This is a genomic window from Herbaspirillum lusitanum (genome assembly GCF_046025995.1).
Lineage (GTDB): Bacteria > Pseudomonadota > Gammaproteobacteria > Burkholderiales > Burkholderiaceae_D > Herbaspirillum > Herbaspirillum lusitanum_A.
The window spans coordinates 532,492-551,355 of sequence record NZ_JAQQFM010000002.1; the positions used below are offsets into that span (position 1 = coordinate 532,492).

Consider the following 18,864-nt stretch of genomic DNA (forward strand, 5'->3'; position numbering starts at 1 on the left):
TCACTTGTTTAGTGTCGTAATTGGCCTCGCTTTGACGGGCCTTATTTTCTTAGGAGTCCGGCATGGCGACGATTGATGTTTTGCTACCGGTCAAAAACGGAATCAATTTTCTTGCTGAGTCGCTCGACAGCGTGCAATCACAGTCTTTCCAGGATTGGCGTCTGCTGGTACTGGATCACGGTTCCACTGACGGTAGCCGGGAGTTGGCGGAGCAATATCACGCGCGCGATCCGCGTGTTGAACTTCACTCCTTTCCTGATGCGGACGGCTTGTCCGGCCTGCTGAACAAGGGGCTGGACATCTGCGACTGCCGCTACGTGATGAGACACGATGCCGACGACATCTGCTATCCGGATCGCATGGCGATTTCTCTTGAAGCCTTTGCGCGTAATCCGGGCTGCGTCGTCATCGGCGGGCAGGCTGACGTCATCAATGCCGAAGGTGCCGCTATTGGTGACATGAAGATGCCGATAGGCAGCAAGCGGGTCGGAGCGGCCAGCCTGTTCAGAAATCCGGTCGCCCACCCGACGTCCATGCTGGATTTTGCGGAAGTAAGCCGGCTTGGCGTGCGCTACGGAAATGATTTCCTGAATTTGCTGCCGCAAGAGCAGCAAATTCGCGTCATGAATCTGGCTGAGGATTATTTCCTGTTCGGCCAGCTGGCAATTCAGGGCAAGTGCAACAACGTGCCTCAGAAGCTGATCAAATATCGGTGGCATGGAAATAATGTCAGCGCGACGCGTTTTGACGATCAGATGAAAGTTTCATTGCGCGTCTCGCGTTATCTGGTGCATGCCTTTGCCATGCTGTCCAAGGTACCGTATTTCGATCCTGCGCCGTTTTGCAATCATGGCGGCTTGCTGTTCGATGTCGATGGCCAGACCGACTTTTCGGATGAGTTTGAAAAGATGGCGGCTAGCGTGCGTGACGGATTCGATCATGCGAACGAAGTCGAGCGTGAGCTGGCGTTTCGAAAGCTGGCATCGACTCGCCACGAGGCATTGCTGCTCTGGCGCTATTTCTTTTTTCAGACACATAACGAAGCTGAAACCGGCGAATGGGATGCTATCCGTTCATGGTTGATTAGGCGCTTTCCCGGCAAGCGTCGCATGAGTGCGCCGGCGGAAAGCATGGCTTGAAGATGTGGATGGCGGCAGGAGCGACTTGATCGAGGAGAGTCCTCCCCGCGGTTTTCTCGACGTCCTGGTGTGGTCGCAGGTAGAAGTCAAAGAACGGAATCATGCAAAGTGATTCCGTTTTTTTTATTGGTGCGGCAGGTCGGGAGTGCGCTGCATGTTGGTCTGGTGCATGTCGCCAGGCTTGGGCGCGACATCACGGGGATTGTCCATGACTCGATAACGACTGCGCATAAAAAAAGCCCCTGCGATGGCGCAGGGGCTTTTTTTCAGGGTTGCAATCTTGTTCAGATTGCCACTCCCGAACTTGAATTATGCAGGCATCAGATTCAGGTTCATTGGTGCTGTTGTCGAGCGACGGCGACGGGTAGCAACGAAGCCAACCAGAGCCAGACCGCCCAGCATCATTGCGGTAGTCGACGCTTCAGGCACTGCCGAAACGCTGATGTTACCGCCGTAGCTACCACCGGATGTGCCAGTCACATTGCCCTTGACCGACAGAACGTAGCTGCCCGAAGTCAGGCTCGAAGCTGTGATGGTGTAGTACTGCAGGGAGCCAGCCGACGACGATGTGCTGTTGTACACGGCGCCAGTGGTGGTGTTGGTCAGCGAGAAGCTGCTCACGCCCAGCACGGACGTGGTACCCAGCGAAATCGAGATCACAGCCGACGAGACATCGAAAGTGCCAGCAGTGTACGAGAACGTGTAGTTGTCGGTGAACGAACCAGCTGAGGTGAATGTGTTACCGATGTTGCTGGTCGTCGAATTATTGAACGTCAGCGCAGTTGTAGTTGTCGCTGCCTGAGCTGCAACACCGGTGAAAGCCAACGAAGCTGCCAGTACGGCGCCTGCCAAGATTTTATGCATGGTTAATACCCTCTAAAAGTTGAATTGATTTCTTAAAACACTGAAATATTTGTACAGCGCGTTTGTGTCACTACGAGAGTGAGTTCCACTAAAACGATCAATAGTTGCTTTTGGGTAATAAACAAAATGCATGACCAATCGTTTTATTTTTATTAGCTTTGACCGACAACCTGTTTTTCTTTAGACATCATTTACTGCTGAACTGAAGTCTAGCATTGCGTTAGCGCAAAATCAACGAAATTCAGTGTTTTGTAAGAATTATTTTGAGATGCTGAAATCGGCGCAAATCCATGACTGGCAAGGCTTTCAGAAGGTTTCTCCGGGGAATTGTTTAGGAAAATTGCGTTGCAGCAAAACATGCTTTTTAGTTCTTTTTGGAAATGTTTTTTGCCTGTTTTTTAAGCGATTAAGCTTGTCTTAATCTCATTCAAAAAATATGAATATGAGGCTGTTTTGAGTGGCTCACCAAGCTGGCTGGGAATTCTTTAATCAAATACAGAGGGGAAAACATGCCTCATCATTTGAAATTGAATTTTTCACGCTGGAGTTGGCCTGCTGATAAGTGCAAGTCCCCACTGCAAATTTTATTGTTCATAAAATAATTAATTGACGTGATGTAACTTTGGTCTGAATTTTTGTATTGCTTTTGGAGAGAGACCTGATGTTTTCTACTGTTGTTGAATTGCTTCGTTATGCGCAATTGTTCTGGTCGATGTGTCAACAATTCATCTTGGGGCAGATTTTTTTTCATATCAAACTTTTTGCAAATGCCATTTTGTTTTTCTTTCGGCCAGTTTTTTCATCGGAATGTTGTCGGCACTGATAGCCGTTCAGCGCAGGATATTTCCTTGGCGCATGGCTGAGGGATAATGATTCCATTCTGGCAGCAGATCAGCCTGTCTTGCTCGCTCACGCTTGCCTTATGTTTTTGCTGGCCCGCTGCGGGCTATTTCAATCGGGTTTTAATCAATGACTTCTTCAAGTAATTCAACTGCGTTGAAAATCAGCGTCCTGGATCAGGCTCCTGTGTCCGACGGCGTATCCAGTGCACAAGCCCTGCGTAATGTTCTGGAGCTCGCACGCCTGGCGGACGGTCTGGGGTTTTATCGCTATTGGGTGGCCGAGCATCATGGCGGCGGTTCGCTGGCTTGCGCCAGTCCCGAGGTCTTGATCGGACCGATTGCCATGGCGACCGAGCGTTTGCGTGTCGGCAGCGGCGGTGTGATGCTGCCGCATTACAGTCCCCTGAAGGTGGCGGAGTCCTTCGGCATGCTGAGCGGGCTGTTCCCGGGGCGCATCGATCTCGGTCTGGGGCGCGCGCCGGGCAGCGATTCGATGACGGCGACGGCCTTGCAGCGCGACCGGCGGCAGCGTCCAGCCGATGACTTCTTCGAGCAGTTGAACGAGTTGCTGGCATATCAATGGGATCGCGTGCCGGAAGATCATCCGTTTGCGCGTCTGGCCGATTTGCCTGGGCGGCCGGAGACGCCCGAGACCTGGCTGCTGGGATCGTCCGCGCAGAGCGGCATATGGGCTGCTGAGCTGGGCCTGCCTTATATGTTTGCGGATTTCATTCACGCCGCCGGCGAAGGCGTCTGCGCAGCCTATCGTCAAGACTTCAGCAGCACAGCGCAGATGCCGGAGCCGCATACGGGCGTCGCGCTGCAGGTGATCTGCGCCGAAACCGATGAGGAGGCGCGCCGCCTGGCCAGCAGCTATGGCATGCGCCTGATCCATATGCATACCGGACGGCGGCTGGACAAGATTCCAACGGTCGACGCCGCATTACGCTTTTTCGGGCAGCAAGGGCTGGCGATCGATACGCTGCCCCCAGGCCGACGCGCAATCGTCGGTGGGCCTGAGCATGTTCGCTCCGAGATCGAAGCTGTGGCGGCCGCTTACGGTGCTCAGGAGGTAATGGTGGTGAGCATCATCCACGATCATGCTGCGCGCCTGAATTCCTATCGATTACTGGCGCAGGCTTTCGACTTGAAGTGATGGAGTTCGATTTGCCCCCCCCCCGGTAAAGCAAAACATAGTGGGCGACGATCTGCAGAGCCGGAGAAAGCGTCCACTTTTGCCAGAGTGATAAAAGTCTTATAAATCAAGGACATGATGAGATGCTCCTCAGTTTATCCACAGACTTGCCCCCATTTTCTGTGGATAAGTCCACAGGATGGGCTTCAAGATGGATGAAAAGCAGTGTCGCGTATCGTTTTTCGGATGAATGCGCGAAATTGCATCCACTTTTATCAATCGAGGAAAACTAAATTGAATCAGATACTTAGCTGAGTGCTCCTCAGTTTATCCACAAGTCTGTCCACTTTTCCTGTGAACAAATCCACAGGCTGATGAGGGCGACTTTCATTTGTGAATAACTGCCAAATGGAGGGGGCGGGACCGCTCGTGTCGCGCTGTATGTTCCATCAATGCAAAAAGAAGCCGGCGTCTGCCGGCTTTTTGCATTGAGTGATTGTGTTCGCTTAATTCCGGTCAGCGTTGCCGGCCTGTGCCGCGGTGCTCCACAAGCGCGCCATTTGTTCCGCGCTGGCACGCAGCAGTTCCGGTGCATTGCCAATAGCATCTTGCAGGCTGCCGGGGCCGAACACGATGGAGAAGCAGCCGGAGAAGCTGCCTTGCAGTTCGGCCAGCGAAGCGCGGTCGATACCGCCTGAAAGCAGGGTGGTCGGCACCCCGTGTCGGCGCGCGCGCTGGCTGGCGATGAACGGCGCCTTGCCGTGCAAGGTCTGCGCATCGCTGCGACCTTCGCCGGTAATCAGCCAGTCGGCGCCGGCCAATGCTTGATCGAGCCCGATGTGGTCGGCCACAGTCTCGGCGCCGGACTGGAATTCTGCGCCCAGCATCAGCAGCGCATAGCCGAGCCCACCGGCTGCGCCTGCGCCGGGCAGTTCTGCGGCTTTGCGCTCCAGCGCTTGTTCGAGGACTTGCGCGTAGTGATTCAAGACTTTATCCAGCGCTGCCACCTGCTCCGGCGTCACGCCTTTTTGCGGGCCGAAGACGGCCGTCGCACCATGTTCTCCGCACAGCGGATTGTCGACATCCGACATGGCAATGATACGGACATCCTTGGTGCGCGGATCAAGACCGGAGACATCGACGCGCGCCAGCTTTTGCAGTGCATGAGGAGTCGGCGCCAGCAATTGGCCGGCGTCGTCGTAGAACTTCGCGCCCAGGGCGGCCAGCAATCCGGCGCCGCCGTCGTTGCTGCTGCTGCCGCCCAGTCCGACCAGGAAGTGACGTACACCGTGATCAAGCATCGCCAGCATGCAATCTCCCACGCCCAGCGTGCTGCGCTGTTCAACCGCGACCGCAGTGCCGGCGGCATCGGTCAGGCCGACCACGCTGGCGGATTCGATGACGCAACTGCCGTTCTTGAGCAGGCCGACTGCCGCTTGCGCCGCGTTGCCTGCTGCATTACGCGCTGCGATGCGACATATTTCGCCGCCGGCATGCATCAGGGCATCCAGCGTACCCTCGCCACCATCGGCGATCGGGCACAGGCGGATGTCTGCCTCCGGCAGCGCGGCGCGGATACCGTCGCCGATGGCGGTGGCGACTTCTTCCGCACTCAGCGAGCCTTTGAAAGAGTCGGGAGCAATCACCACGACAGGGGCTTGAGCGGCGGAGCGGGCAGAACGGGAAGGACTGGAAGAGTTCATGGAAGCGATCAGTGGCAATGCGGAAACATTGAGTCTGAAGGCAGGCCATCTGATCGACTGCATACAGGTGGAACCGACAGATTTCAAGGCAACCGGCTGGATTGAAGGTCTCTTATAAGTGTGTGCGCCAGGGGCGACCAAGTGCAAGGCAGCGCAGCATACATTTCTGCGCATGGCCGAAACCTCGGTACATGGCCTGACTGGCGCAAATTATATAGGCAAGCGTGTGCCGGATTATGCAAGCGGCGGTATAGCTTGTAGAGACATTGCGCGTCACGGTATGGCGCTTGACGACAACGACGCGCGATCGTCGGTCATTTACGCTCAAATGTAGTGCCTGCGTAACAAAAGGTAAGCCTGCTGGCCGCGTTACCGCGTGCAGCGCATAGTGATTCGCTTAATTTGCCGCCTGCCGGAGGCCATCATGAAAAAGTCTGGAACCATACTGCGCTGCCTGATTGCGAGTTTTGCCGTCATGGCATTGGGCGGCTGTGTCGCAGTGCCTTACGATCCCTATTACTCTCCGCAGGCTGTTTATTATCCGGTTCAGCCGGTCTATACGCCGTATTACTCTTCGTTCTATTTTGGGTACGGCGGCGGTTGGGGCGGTGGACGCGGGCATTGGCGGCATTGAGGCTTCGGTATGGCAAGGCCCGGACGGCATCATCAAGACGCCAGATCCCTGAGAGCGTCGACGTGAGGCACCTTGTAGATGCGCTGAAGTCGACTCATGGCAGGCCATTGAGGAGATCCTGAGGATTGAGCTTGCTGGCACGCATTTACATTGCGCGGCATCGTGCAGATGCTTTATGAATGGGCAAAGGTTGTAGAATGTGCCCCGGCAGTCGCGTCCTTAACCGTCAGAAGCTGGCGCCGGGCGCTTGCCATATCAGTTGGGCTCGCAGGGCGGCTCAATATCTTCAGGACGGCCGCAATCTGCGGCGTTCCAATCCAGAACAGGAAAGTCGTAGTCGATGCCGCAGGGTATGAGTATTTTGCCGTTCTTCAACCGCAAGGATCCGATTGCGCGTGCGCGCAGCCGCACTATCGCCGGCCTGGTGCTGTCGATTCTGATCCACGTGGGACTGTTTCTGGTGTTGCGCGCGCAGTTGGACAAGAAGATCGAGCTGAGCGTATCCGGAAAGCCTGAGGCGCCGCTGCAAGTGACTTTCATTCGTCCGGAAAAACCTAAAGCGATTACAGAACCAAAGCCGCAATCCAAGCCGCAGCCGGCTCCCAAGCCCAAGCAAACGCCGACCAAATCGACCAAGCCGAAACAGTCTCCGCGTCCCACGCAGACCGCCAGGCCCAAGCCAGATACATCCACCGCAAGCCGTCCGACTGTACGCGAATCGGATGCACCGTCGGCCATTACCCCGGCACCGCCTGAGCAGGATATGAGCTCCATGCTCAATGCCGCACGCGAACGCCGGCGTGCCGCCGAAGAATCGGCGGCACAGGAAAACGCCGCAGCCTATGCTGCCGAAAATCCCTCCGCCAACGACATAGCGCGCGCCAACATCGCTTTTCAGGAACAGCGCGGCCGCGGCACCAATGGTGTGTTTGAAATCATCAGCAAGGGACCGCGCGTGGCGCAGTACTCCTTCCGCGGCTGGACCAAGGATCAGCGTCGCAGCCAGCAGCAGACGATCAGCGTAGATGCCGGTATGGGCGGCAATGTCGAGCTGGCCGTGGTGGACAGCATGATTGCGCTGATCCGCAAATATTATTCAGGCGATTTCAATTGGGATTCCCAGCGCCTCGGCCGGGTGGTAGTGCTATCCGCAAGGCCGTCCGATACCAAGGGCCTGCAGGCATTTTTGATGCAGGAGTTTTTTCGCAGCGGCGGATGAGGCCGCAGTTCTTGTGCGAGAGCAAAGGCAAAGTGTTTGCCTTACGTTTCTGTTGATGTCTGGCGGGAGCCGGTTTTTTTTGCTCAGCAGGGACGGTCATGTTTGCCACCGCTTTTGTCTGTGCAGTCTGCGGCTTGCCTCAATTCCCTCAATTCCAATCCCTTCCTGATGCTTCTCTCGGCTTTTCTTAAAGAGGGCTTTCCTCATAGTTAATTGAGAGTTTTCTCATATCTCCCGTTCCGGTCAAACCGGACAATGCGTCCATTCAAATCGACTTCCGATCCGGAGCGATTTCAAAGGATCGGACGCAACATGCCATGGTGCACAGCTTCTGATTTTCATTGACCAGTCAATCGGAGTAAGCATGTCTGCCACCGCTATCACGATCGTTGTTGCATTGCTCGTTATCATCAATTTCGCCGTGCTGTTCCGTTGCATGACGGTGTATCGCCATCAATCCGTTCCTGAATACATCAAGCCTTATACGACTTTGCCGGGTTGGCATTTCATCGTGGATGTCTGCGACGGCGATGTCTATCGGGCGCACCGCCTGGTCATCGAAAAAATCTGCCCGCTTGCCGGTGTTGGCGATCATGAAGCGGTTGCTGCAGTTCATGCAGAATTGCAGACCTATGTCTTGCAAGACCAGCGCGACTTCCAGATGCAGCGCAGGTCGGCCCGGCAGCGCAAATTTCAGCAGCCCTGAGCTTGCCCTGTCTTTCCAGACTTTCCAAAATGGCAGGCCTTCAACTTAGCGCGTGTAATTGGATCGCCAGTCTTGTTTGCATACCGCTAACAGTTACAAAATAAAGAGTTGTTTTGCTGTGTCCAGGGCTGAGTTCCGCACGTTTCCGCTGGGAAAATCAAATTTCTTCGGATAGTATTTGATTTATTTCCCGATGGAAATTCATTATGGACATCGAATTAACAGGTGAAGAACTTCGCTGGATGTACAGCGTGTTCAAGGGCGATTTTCGAATCATTCCGCGTCGCATCGTCAAAAGCATCATCGCCAAGGGTTTGGGGGTGCCGAATCTGGGCGGGGCATTCAATCTCACGCGCACGGGGCGCGAAGTATTCCGGCGTACCCAGCAAGATGAGGTCGAAGCCGATCTGAGCGACGAGCTGCACATCATTCGCTCCAAAGGGCGCCACCGAAGCAATTGGCGACTTGGTTAAGCCGGCTTTCCGTGCAAGGGCAATGATGGCTCGATGATGGCAATCTGCTTGATTCTATCTATTTCCCATCGCTGCACTTTCGAAACAGAAACTATTGGAGACAAAACAATTTTGTCTCTGCTATAATCTCTGGCTAGTCGGGGCGTAGCGCAGCCTGGTAGCGTACTTGCATGGGGTGCAAGGGGTCGAGTGTTCGAATCACTCCGTCCCGACCAATAAAATCAAGGGCTTATAGATTTTTCGTCTATAAGCCCTTTTCTATTTTTCGTTTTTACCCCACTTTTTACCCCACCCAATTTTTACCCCGCCGATCATCATATTTGGTATTCGCTACTGGGTTGTTTCTGTTTGTTTGCGAGGCCGGCCGCGTTTTGATGGCGGAAGAATGGGGAGGCGCTCTTCACCTCCTTTCCAGTACGTCCGATCCCCGTTCTTACTGTTGCTGCTCTGTTTAGGTGGCATCAACCGAACGTAGAGATCCAAACCAAACATGGGTTTGAGGATATTCTCTGCAAGGGCGCGACGTTGCTTGGAGTCTTTGCCACCTATCAGACCAGTGCCGATAGGTGGGACTTTCTGAGCGTTGAAGTTATAAGCGCTTCCCATTTTCCCAACAACAAGCGATATGGGTTTGTCTTTTGCAAATTCACTCCCTGAGGGCGATAGCTCTGTCCATAGTCTTCCAATGACGTCACCGATTGCAGCATCGGTAGTCAACGAGTGTTCTGATGGTTTTTCTGATACCGGGAGGGAGAATTTCTTCAATTGCTGTTCCTTTGCTTGCAGAATTGACCCTATCTAACTGATCCACCTTCCATTGGCGAGCGAACGCGGCAACGCGGTCATATGAGCCTTCGAACCCGAGCGCGCACAGGTCTGCGTGCATCTGCTTGAGGCTGCGTTTTTGCTTTCTAGATTTGGTGGATTCCGTTTTTAGCCACGTTGAAAGCTTGAATGCGTATGCATCCAAAGCACTGGCCGAACGTCGGTCTGCGTAGGCTGGCTCTACAGTTTCAGAGCGCAGGTGACGTCTAACGGTGTTCCTTGAAATGCCAAGTCGCTTGGCGATCTCTCTTAGCGATATCTGGTCTCGTAGGTGCCAGCGCCGAATAATTCCTAGTAATGCCACGTCGATCACTCCAATCTCCCACCTGATTGCCTAGGTAGGATTGTGTCTCAAACGTGGGTCAATTTTCGATGCAAAAATCCCAGCAAAGTGGGTCAGTTTTCGATGCAAATCTACAGCTTGCCGTTTTTCTCAACGACACGACCAATGGAAATGCGCCCCATAACGGGCGGCGTAATTGCTAGTCCTTTCAGCATATCAAGGCTCCTGTGATTGAGGGATTGTTATCAGTCATAAATACGGAAGCGCCGTGAACCAGGCTTGGTGATGGCATATTCCAGCGCCAGCGCGGGGTGATCGGCAAGCAACTTGTCGAGGTCGATACTGATGCTGTCTTTACTGCGTTTGTATGTGACCTTGCCGGTCTCAAGTCGGGCGACCGAGGCATCGCCCATGGCCTGCTGTAGCGCCTGCTTGAATTGTTCTGCCTGAGCTTCTTTAGCCTTGATGTCTTCCCGCAGCAAGATCAAATCGGCAAAGACTGCAGACAAGCGACGATCATTGCTGAAGTCGACGAAAGCGGAATTGCCCGGGTAGAGGCAGCGCAGTGCACGATCCGCCGATTCGGAGCCATCGACCGGTGGTGGAATGTCGTTGACGACGTATTCCCAGAACTTGGCTTCCAACGGTATCAGGCGAGATATCAGATGATCGTCGCGCTGGATGCGATGGACTTCCAGCTTCTGGCCGCAGATCAGCACGGCAACATCAGCAGCTTGCTTGCCCGTGACGGCGAGCTGGTGCTGTACCTGAAGTTGGACGTACTCTGGCACGCCTTCCTGCCACAACCGTGCCCCGAATTCTCCCGCCGTTTTGCATTCCAATATTTGCACACCAGGCACTCCAACGACCTCGCGGTCCAGATTCGCCAGCATGAAAGGAATGCTGGGATGCTGGAGAACGGCATTGACCTTGCGGATTCGATGGCCAGTTTGCTTGGTATAAGCTGCCGCGACGATGGGTTCCAACAGCGCTCCCCAATAGACAGGTTCCGTGCTGTCGTCGGGATTGGGCTTAGGAAGATCGGCATCTCGACCGGTCTTCTCTAACCACAGTTCCAGTTGACTCTTGTACGGCGACAGGCCCACGGCGGCAGCGGCGTCCGAACCCCCGATGCCGGTCTTGCGCACTTCCAACCAGTCGGCTCGCTCGAGCTTGCGGGTATCGACCAAACGAAGCGCTGGACGAGAAACAGATTCTTGTTTCAATAAAGCCATGTTGAGACCTCCATAAAGGACAGGCCCAGTAGCGCTCACACGCTACTGGGCCTGATGTCATTGAGAATAGAGAAAGGTTATGCGACGAGCTTGAGTGCTTCATCCCAGGCCTTTTGTTTGAGCGTTGCGCCGGATCCGAACCAAGCAGCGTCCAGACGGTGATCGCCGCTGCGGGCGCGGCGATGGTGGTCCACATACTCGGTGATGCTATTGAGCAGTCCCCAGGCTGTGCCGGAGGCAGAGGCCATATCTGAACCTTTACCGCGACCGGTATATAGCTCATGGGCCACTTTCATGGCCCGATCATTGACCGCAGACGTACTGCCATCGGCAGTGGGATTGACCGAGTAGGTCAACACCCGACGCAGGAAAGCTTCGGCTGCATCGTCCTTGACTTTGCAGTCGGTCAGCACCTTCATCCGTGCTAAGAAGCCGTCCCAAGAAGAAATGGCGATGCCCAATTGGCGTTTGACCGCTTGGGGATCAAACTGGCTGCGATGGGGAACCTTGATCGCACCTGTACCGTCGCCCAAGGCGATGGCCAAGGTGTTGTTGCAGACTACGCGCACGGAAGTGAATTGTGCCGTCGTCGCCAGCGTGCCGTCGCAGGCTGTCGCCAACAGCAAGTACCCATTGACGCGGTCTCTGCCTTTGAGCGTCGTATTCTGGCCGGTTCGGGCGAGCGCCCAGAATTTCTTACCTTCTTTCAAAACGCCGGCTGTTTCCAGTTCGAAGCCGCCAACTTCGGTCAGGTCGCGATAGAACTCCAGAATCTCAGCGGGTTGCACGACCTGATAGCGTGACGAGACGACGGAGAGGGGGGCGTTGGTGTCGGAGCGGTACAGCACTTTCTGATCAGGGAAGGAATAAATAGAACCAAGGCTGGAACCTGCACTGCCCGATACGAAGCGCACTTCGGCTTCCTCGATACGCCAGTTCATGCCAGCTTGTTGCGCCCAGACTTCGAGCGGTTGGTGAGCGACGAGTTGATTGCCGAGGCCATGCCATGGTGTTTCGTTGACATAGGCCATAGATTGAACGAGATGCATGATGACTCCTTGTGGATAGTGGAAACAGGAATAGAGAGAAAAAATGCCTACAGCCCTTTCGGGGCTGTAGGCATTTTTCGATGGAGGCAGGGTATGACGTGGGAGCTAGCTAAGATTTGCTGAAAGCGTGGCCGCAGTCTAGACACTCATGGTTGTTGAGAACGTTGGTATCGATGGCTTCGCCGGCAGTAGCGCCAGCAACGCTACCGGCCGCACCACCGAACAGTGCACCCATGAGTGCTCCAGCTAGGCTGCCGACGACCGCACCGACTGGGCCAACGGCCATACCAACAGCTGCACCAGCTTCTGCGCCGCCCATCATGGCAGCAGCACTTCCGGCGGCACCGGCAGCCGCACCGATGGCGCTACCGGCTTTACGGGCGTAGTTGCGGGTGGTGATGTTGGAGGATTTGCAGTGGGGGCAGTACAAGGCAGATGACATAAAAACTCCTGAGTGAGAAATACCTGTTGGGGAAACAGGCAGGGCGGGCAGTAGAGGCTCGATTCCCAGGAGTGATATGTGGTTGAAAAAATCTATGATGTCATTGGAGAGGGGCCAGTTATTCTACGATATCCTATCTAGTAAAATTACCAAAATATCGCAGGCGAACGATGCCCTTTTGTCTTTTATTCGGTTGGTTGCGGCTCTCTTGCAGGGTGATGACGGCGAGACCGCGCGCTTGCTGCGCACGGCGGCCGATGCGATTTCGTGGCGGTTGGGGGCTGTGCAGGGAGGGGCGTGATCCGGAGCGGTTACCCGCTTCGGACGCCATGCGGCAGGATCAGACGGGTTTTCCGGTGCTGACGGCCCTGATCGCTTCAGGCAGGCCCAATGCGGCGGCACGTCGCCAGAGGGACATGGCCTTGGCGTGATCCGGGCGTGAACCGCCGGCGCCTTGCCATTCCAACACACCCAGCTGGTACAGGTCGGCGGGCTGGTTCAGTTCAGCCGCCTGGCCATACCACTTGCGTGCCAGCGCGATGTTGCGGGTGACCTGCGTGGTGCCTTGGAGGTAAGCCTCTGCCAGGTAATGCATGGACGCGCCGTGTCCCAGTGCTGCGCAAGATTCCAGCTGGGCCAGCGCCTTCTCGCGATCGGCCTGGGTGTTGCCGGTATTGAGCAACGAGACAGCCTGGGCGGCCTTGGCCCAGAGATCGCCTTGCGTCAGGCCCTTGTCGATCCAGGGTTTGGCGCGCAGCAGGCGAGCCTGGGCGTTGGTGGCATTGCCGTCTGCCTGCTGCTCCCGGGGCGTGAGTCCTTCACCCTGCAGCAGGATCCATCCATACGGCCCGTAGGCGGCGGCATTGCCGGCGGCGGCCAGCTTCTCCAGTGCTTGTCGGGCGGCGGTCTTGTCGTTGATGGCATAGCGCCTGAGGGCGGCGTCCACGTCGGCGCGCTGCTTCGCCGTGATCGTGGTCGCTGCCGCAGCGGAAGGCGCCACGTGGCCCGACAATACCCCGTAGGTCGGCAGCACGGCGTAAAGCCCGGCCAGCAAGGCCCACGCCGGCAACAGGATCAGGGCATCGGCCCGCCGCGTACGTTGCTGGCGTGTCGCCAGCTGGATGGCGCGATCCGCCTGGTTCGCGCCACCCAGCGCCTGCGTGAGCAACTGGCGCATGCGGCGACGGAAGAGCACCAGGCTGATGCCGGTGACTGCCACACCGGCCAGCACGCCGATGGCCGACGTCCAGTAAAGCCAGGCCGACACGTCCGTGACCAGCGCGGCGATGGCGCCTTGCCACCAGCTGCGCTTGGCCTGGCGGGTGTACACGTGGCGCAATGCGCCCAGGACTGCGGTGCGCACTGCCTGGGCATAGTCGGCCGATACCACTACGGCATGTGCCTGTTCAGCATCGCCATCGAGGACGGATTCGATCACGTCGGCATTCATCTCGGAGGCCGCCACCGCTTGCAGCGGTTCCAGCAACGCCCGGACATCGGAAGAGAGCAGGCCATCGTCGGCCACTTGCGTGAGGACTTGCTCCAGCGCGCGCAGATCCTGTCGCAACAGGTCTTCGACGATGTCGTCCAGCGTCAGCCAGTCCAGCGGACGGCCGAAGGCGACCAGCTTGTAGTCGGTCTGGTTGCAGGCCACGCTCAGGCGCACCATGCGTAACAGCAAGGCATAGTCGGCCTGCACGCTGCTGGCATGCACCGGCGATGCGTTGACCTGCGTCAGCGCCAGCGAATCGGAAATGGCGGCCAGGCCGTGCGGCCCGGCGGCGTCAGCAATGCGGCGGACGTCATCGGGCACGTCCGCCGGCAATGCCAATGCGTGTGCGACAGTGACGTTGACGTCGATCCAGGCGGCGACACCGGCCTCGCCAGAGCCGGCGCACGGCGAGCAGATCAACTTGCCCTTGCCGCTGCAGGTGCGGCACGTGATCTGGCCGCTGCCAATGCAGCGCGAGCAACTGACCCTGCTGGTGCCACGGCAGGTCGAGCAATTGACTTTGCCGAACGAGCAGGAATAACACGGGTCCTGGACTTGCCGGTATTTGGTTTGGTACTCGGTGTGATATTCGGTATGGTATTGGCCGTCACGGTAGACCGAGGTGGCGACGTTGACCGTTTCGCCATAACTTTCGCTACGCGTGGTATGGCCTCTACCGTTGCAATAGCTGCAGTCGGTCTTGCCGCCGTAGCAGCCGTAAGCGGTGCAGCGGACGTCGCCAACGCCAGAGCATTCGTAACACGTTTCGTTGCAACTTCCGTGGCACGTGTAGCACTTCACCCGCCCCCGGCCGTGGCAGGGGGCGCAAGTGTTCAATAGCCAATGACGGCGGGCGGCCGGCAAATAGATGCCATTGCCGATCGTGTTGTAGGCGGTATCGGCCTGGGCCAGCTGCCTGGCGAGCGTCGCCTGTGCAATCCTGACCCGGTCGTTGGCGTCGGCGAACGCACCCGGCACCACGCCAGTGGCTGGGTCGCTGCGCACGTCCTGGCTGCGCGCATGGAAGTGGGCGCCGTTGATGTCGGCGGTCTTGAGCTCAGCGTCGAGTGCATAACTGGCGCTGAGCACCAGCGCGCTCTGTACGTCTTCACCGCTTGTCTGCAGCAGGTCTTCCGGCTCGAAACGGGTCTTGTCTCGCACCAGCGTGCGCACCATCTCGAAGGCTTCCGCGCCCGGCCCGGCCGGTGTTATCACGGCAGCCATGGCTACCGTGGCAGGGATGGGCGCGCCGCAATGGTCGCAGAAGCAGGCGTCTTGCTGATAGTCCGTCCCGCATTGCCCACAATGCAGGACGGGCAGCGAAAGCTGTCCGGTCAGGTCATTCATACAATTTCGTCAGAGAGGGTTCTTGGTCCCGCATTCACCGCAGAAAGCATCTTCTGCCGCCAAGGGCGCATGGCACTGCACGCAGGAGCGGGCGATCGTAGCGGTGGCCGGCGGCGCGGCAACAGCCGGTGGCACGGGAGCAGGAGCAGGAGCAGGAGCAGGAGCAGGAGCAGGAGCAGGAGCAGGAGCAGGAGCAGGAGCAGGAGCAGGAGCAGGAGCAGGAGCAGGGGTAACCACTGCTGGCGGTGCCGCTGGTGCTGCCGGCGTTACCGGTGCATCTTTGCGCCTTCCTTCCTTGGCGTCCTGCATGGCCTTGTCGGCACGCGTGCGTATCTCTTCGGTCTTGCGCTTGGCTTCTTCCACCTTCTTGCGCAGTGTTTCTTCAGACGCGGAGAAGTCCATGCCGTCGGTGGTCTGCAGATAAACCAGGCAGGTACCGTTGATGAAGGTCAGGTACGGAATGATCATGCCGATGGTGAACAGCAGACCGGCGCCGAAATAAAACGCCACCAGTTGACCGCCGCCGCCATAACCACCGAAATCGCCGTAGCCGCCATAACCGCCGAATCCACCCAATCCACCGAGGCCCATGCCGGCCATGCTGACCAGGCCCATCAGGCTGCCTGCGCCGGGGCCGACGCCGACCATGGTGGCCAGGCCGGTGGCTGCGCTGGAGCCGGTGAGCAGGACGCCAAACACCACCATCGACAGGAAGAAGACCAGAATGGTCAGCAAGAACATGCTGACGATGACGGTCATCAGGCGCTGACGACCAATCTGCACCAGGCGGGCAACGGTCTGGAAGGTATTGTTGCCCTCCCAGATCGCCGGTGCAGCCAGCGGGAAACCGACGTACCACATGCCGATCGTGACCATGCCGATGATGATGGCTGCCAGGGGGAAGCCAAATGCGAACAGCAGCGAGCCCAGCGCAGGAATCTTGCAGACCAGGAACAGCACCAGCGCTGCCAGCATGACGCCGATATAACCCAGCACCAGCAGCAAACCGACGCCCAGGAAACGATGCAGGGTGAAGGTGGCCTGCAGGATCGTATCCACGAAGCCCGAGGTCTGGCCTTGTGCCTGGCGCATCAGCGTGATGCCGACGGCCGAGTAGCCGATCATGCTCACCACCAGGGTCAGCAGGGCCATCAGGAAGTACAGCGCGATGCTGTGCGAGCCCAGATAGAACATCAGCATGAAGCACAGGAAGGTCGCCAGGCCGGCGGCGGCGCACATGGCCAGCGCACGCAGGTTGGTGATGGCTTCTGCTGCGCGCAGCAGGCTGTAGGAGGATTGCAGTTGGGTCGTCATTGCGCGTTCACTCCTGCATCGGTGGTGGTCGATGCCGCGGCCACCATGACCAGGCCCGGCTGGCCGTTGACGCGCGCGAACTGCACCGACGATTCACGGGTGGCGCCGGGTTTGCCGTTCAGGAAAACCTGGGTCTTGATCTTGTAGGTGCCTTGCGGGGCGCCCTGGGGCAGGCGCAGCGAGAAGCTGTTGTCGTATTCGCCGCTGCCGGGGGTGCTGCTGACGATCTTCTCGCCGCGCTTGAATTCGTCGCCGGAAGGGGCGTACGCCACCAGGACTTCCTTGACTTCTGTGACCTGTTCCTGTGCACCGGAGACGGCGCGGATCGCCGAGTTGACCTTGATCGTGTCGCCGGCCTTCACCGGGGCATTGGGCGTGACGACGGTGGAGTAACTGTCGATCTTGGCTGCCGGCGGCAGGCGATTGCGGTTGGCCGCCTTGTATTCGCGGTCGACTTCGCTGGCCGTCTTGGTCTGGCGCGACGAATACTCGATCACGGCGCACGCGGCCAGGCCCGCGACGGCACCGCCGATGGCGCCCTTGGTGCCGCCCAGGAGGCCGCCGACCAATGCGCCGCCGGTACCCAATGCGGCGCAGCGGATAATGCTTTCGGTGCTCATTCCTGTATCACCGCTACTGCCATTGGGCGCGGCGCAACCGCTGGCGAGGACTGCGACGGCACAGACGGCCGATACTGTTTTCTTCATCATTGTGGTTTCTCCCCGGAGATCATTCAAGTGAACTGTTGGATTTGAGCGCATCCATCTGGCGTGTCTTGGCTTTGCTCACCAGCGCTTTTGCGGCGCGGTTGCCGGCATCGATGGCCAGGACGCTTTCGGCGGTGGCAATGGCTTTGTCGTACTGGTTTGCAGCCAGATAGGATTCTGCGTTTTTCAGCAATGCATTGACCGTGGCCGACAGTTGGGAGTCGGGCTTGTCCTTGACGGTCGGGGCGGGGGCCTTGGCCTTGTGATCCGGCGTGGGCGCGGCGGGAGTGCTTGCCACGGCTGCCGGTGCCTTTGCTGGCGCGGGTTCGATGACCGCCGGCGCGGCGGGCGCGTCGGTGGTTGCCGATGATGCCGATGCAGCGGGCGCGGCCTGCTCGGCCAGGCCGGCCGGTGTGGTCGAAGATGTCGCGTCGGGAACCGGCGGCGGCAGGGGCGCATTGGCCTCCAGCGCCGGCTGGGCGGCGGCATCGGCAGGCGGCGTTGCTACCGGGCGGCTGGAACTCTGCCACCAGAACAGGCCGCCACCGATCACCACCACGGCGGCTACGCCGGCGATGATCATCTTCAGCTGGTTGCCGTTATCGCTCTCTCCGCTCCCTGGCGCAGCCTTCGGTGCCGCTTTGTCGGCGGCTTTGGTCGCGCCGGGGGCTTCGGTGGACTTGGCGGGGGAGGGCTTCTCAGCCGGCTTCGGCGACACCGGCTTCGCCGTCGGCGCTGGCGTTGCGCCGGTGTCGCGGGCGATGACGGGTTCGGGTGTGGTCTCAGCGGGAACCGCCGGAGGCGGGGATGTTTCGGGTGCTTCGGCGGCAGGCGGCACTTCGGCGGCTGCGGGGACTTCCGGCGCAACGGGTGCTTCGGGGATCACCGCCACTTCGATGGCGGCCGGGACTTCGGGCGCAGCGATTGCTTCGGGTGCGACAGGCTCGTTGGCGGCAGCCGGTGCTTCGACGGCAACCGGTGCTTCGACGGCAATCGGTGCTTCGACGGCAATCGGTGCGTCGGAGGCAGGGGGAGTCGGGGTGACGGCGGGAGCGTCAGGTATCTCCGCCGGCGTCTCTGCTGCTGCTGTTGCCGGAGCCGCAGGGGCTGCCGGCGTACCGCAGCTCTTGCAGAACTTGGCGCCCGGCTGGAGTTGTGCGCCGCAGCCGGCGCAGGCAGGTCCGGCCACTTCCCTGGCCAGACGGGTGCCACATTTTTTACAGAATTTCGCGCTGTCCTGATTTTCGGTGCTGCAAGAGGTGCAAAGGATCATGAGTTCCCCGGATGGCTTTTATGGACGTCTGACTGCCGTCGTGCCGCCAACCGGAACAAGCGCATAGATCACGCCTTCGTGCTTCCCCGCAAGAGGAAATAGCAAAGGCGTAAAACGGAAAATTACCGATTTCCCTAGCCCCGTTCATGGTGTCGCACGGCACGACAATTTATTATTCATTC

17 protein-coding genes, 1 tRNA gene and 1 pseudogene are annotated in these 18,864 nt (G+C 58.1%); 8 read left to right on the forward strand and 11 right to left on the reverse strand.

Going from position 1 to position 18,864, the window contains the following annotated elements; all coding sequences use genetic code 11:
• The first annotated feature begins 62 nt into the window (after positions 1 to 62).
• A complete protein-coding gene (locus tag PQR62_RS05360; protein WP_408155538.1) occupies positions 63 to 1,139 on the forward strand; it encodes a glycosyltransferase in 1,077 nt (358 codons plus the stop codon).
• A gap of 309 nt (positions 1,140 to 1,448) precedes the next feature.
• Here the strand turns inward: PQR62_RS05360 and PQR62_RS05365 are convergent, their stop codons facing one another.
• Positions 1,449 to 2,003 (reverse strand): FxDxF family PEP-CTERM protein, encoded by a 555-nt coding sequence (locus PQR62_RS05365; RefSeq protein ID WP_408155540.1) that lies wholly within the window; start codon positions 2,001 to 2,003, stop codon positions 1,449 to 1,451.
• A 996-nt stretch (positions 2,004 to 2,999) separates the two neighbouring features.
• Between PQR62_RS05365 and PQR62_RS05370 the strand changes: the two genes are divergently transcribed.
• Positions 3,000 to 4,001 (forward strand): LLM class flavin-dependent oxidoreductase, encoded by a 1,002-nt coding sequence (locus PQR62_RS05370; protein WP_408155542.1) that lies wholly within the window; start codon positions 3,000 to 3,002, stop codon positions 3,999 to 4,001.
• 485 nt (positions 4,002 to 4,486) lie between these two features.
• Here the strand turns inward: PQR62_RS05370 and PQR62_RS05375 are convergent, their stop codons facing one another.
• Complete coding sequence (locus PQR62_RS05375; RefSeq protein ID WP_408155544.1) at positions 4,487 to 5,683, reverse strand: glycerate kinase family protein; 1,197 nt, start codon at positions 5,681 to 5,683, stop codon at positions 4,487 to 4,489.
• Positions 5,684 to 6,107: 424 nt separating this feature from the next.
• On the opposite strand from PQR62_RS05375, the gene PQR62_RS05380 reads away from it, so the two are divergent.
• The 5 genes from PQR62_RS05380 (at position 6,108) to PQR62_RS05400 (ending at position 8,930) form a co-directional block, all read left to right on the forward strand.
• On the forward strand, positions 6,108 to 6,317 hold the full coding sequence (locus PQR62_RS05380; protein ID WP_408155546.1) for a hypothetical protein: 210 nt from the start codon (positions 6,108 to 6,110) through the stop codon (positions 6,315 to 6,317).
• A 352-nt stretch (positions 6,318 to 6,669) separates the two neighbouring features.
• Entirely contained in the window at positions 6,670 to 7,536 is an 867-nt protein-coding gene (locus PQR62_RS05385) for a hypothetical protein (RefSeq protein WP_408155548.1), read from the forward strand.
• Between the two features lie 364 nt (positions 7,537 to 7,900).
• Positions 7,901 to 8,242 carry a hypothetical protein gene (locus PQR62_RS05390; protein WP_408155550.1) on the forward strand — a complete coding sequence of 114 codons (342 nt, stop codon included), beginning with the start codon at positions 7,901 to 7,903 and terminating at the stop codon, positions 8,240 to 8,242.
• 206 nt (positions 8,243 to 8,448) lie between these two features.
• Entirely contained in the window at positions 8,449 to 8,715 is a 267-nt protein-coding gene (locus tag PQR62_RS05395) for a hypothetical protein (RefSeq protein ID WP_408155552.1), read from the forward strand.
• A 138-nt stretch (positions 8,716 to 8,853) separates the two neighbouring features.
• Positions 8,854 to 8,930 (forward strand) — tRNA-Pro (locus PQR62_RS05400).
• A gap of 115 nt (positions 8,931 to 9,045) precedes the next feature.
• Here the strand turns inward: PQR62_RS05400 and PQR62_RS05405 are convergent.
• The 5 genes and pseudogenes from PQR62_RS05405 to PQR62_RS05425 form a co-directional block, all read right to left on the reverse strand.
• Positions 9,046 to 9,480 carry a hypothetical protein gene (locus PQR62_RS05405; protein WP_408155755.1) on the reverse strand — a complete coding sequence of 145 codons (435 nt, stop codon included), beginning with the start codon at positions 9,478 to 9,480 and terminating at the stop codon, positions 9,046 to 9,048.
• A 48-nt stretch (positions 9,481 to 9,528) separates the two neighbouring features.
• Positions 9,529 to 9,853 (reverse strand): annotated as a pseudogene (locus tag PQR62_RS05410) (helix-turn-helix domain-containing protein); the annotation flags it as partial.
• A gap of 215 nt (positions 9,854 to 10,068) precedes the next feature.
• A complete protein-coding gene (locus PQR62_RS05415) occupies positions 10,069 to 11,058 on the reverse strand; it encodes a YqaJ viral recombinase family nuclease (protein ID WP_408155554.1) in 990 nt (329 codons plus the stop codon).
• Positions 11,059 to 11,135: 77 nt separating this feature from the next.
• Complete coding sequence (locus PQR62_RS05420; RefSeq protein WP_408155556.1) at positions 11,136 to 12,107, reverse strand: DUF932 domain-containing protein; 972 nt, start codon at positions 12,105 to 12,107, stop codon at positions 11,136 to 11,138.
• Between the two features lie 109 nt (positions 12,108 to 12,216).
• On the reverse strand, positions 12,217 to 12,549 hold the full coding sequence (locus tag PQR62_RS05425; protein WP_408155558.1) for a hypothetical protein: 333 nt from the start codon (positions 12,547 to 12,549) through the stop codon (positions 12,217 to 12,219).
• A 76-nt stretch (positions 12,550 to 12,625) separates the two neighbouring features.
• On the opposite strand from PQR62_RS05425, the gene PQR62_RS05430 reads away from it, so the two are divergent.
• On the forward strand, positions 12,626 to 12,850 hold the full coding sequence (locus PQR62_RS05430; RefSeq protein WP_408155560.1) for a hypothetical protein: 225 nt from the start codon (positions 12,626 to 12,628) through the stop codon (positions 12,848 to 12,850).
• A gap of 39 nt (positions 12,851 to 12,889) precedes the next feature.
• Here the strand turns inward: PQR62_RS05430 and PQR62_RS05435 are convergent, their stop codons facing one another.
• The 4 genes from PQR62_RS05435 to PQR62_RS05450 form a co-directional block, all read right to left on the reverse strand.
• On the reverse strand, positions 12,890 to 15,265 hold the full coding sequence (locus tag PQR62_RS05435; protein WP_408155561.1) for a hypothetical protein: 2,376 nt from the start codon (positions 15,263 to 15,265) through the stop codon (positions 12,890 to 12,892).
• Between the two features lie 132 nt (positions 15,266 to 15,397).
• Positions 15,398 to 16,702, reverse strand: a complete 1,305-nt coding sequence (locus tag PQR62_RS05440; protein WP_408155562.1) for a hypothetical protein — start codon at positions 16,700 to 16,702, stop codon at positions 15,398 to 15,400.
• Positions 16,699 to 17,322, reverse strand: a complete 624-nt coding sequence (locus PQR62_RS05445) for a hypothetical protein (RefSeq protein ID WP_408155564.1) — start codon at positions 17,320 to 17,322, stop codon at positions 16,699 to 16,701. The genes PQR62_RS05440 and PQR62_RS05445 overlap by 4 nt, the downstream gene beginning before the upstream one ends.
• A 109-nt stretch (positions 17,323 to 17,431) precedes the next feature.
• Complete coding sequence (locus PQR62_RS05450) at positions 17,432 to 18,682, reverse strand: zinc-ribbon domain-containing protein (protein ID WP_408155565.1); 1,251 nt, start codon at positions 18,680 to 18,682, stop codon at positions 17,432 to 17,434.
• Positions 18,683 to 18,864 lie beyond the last annotated feature (182 nt).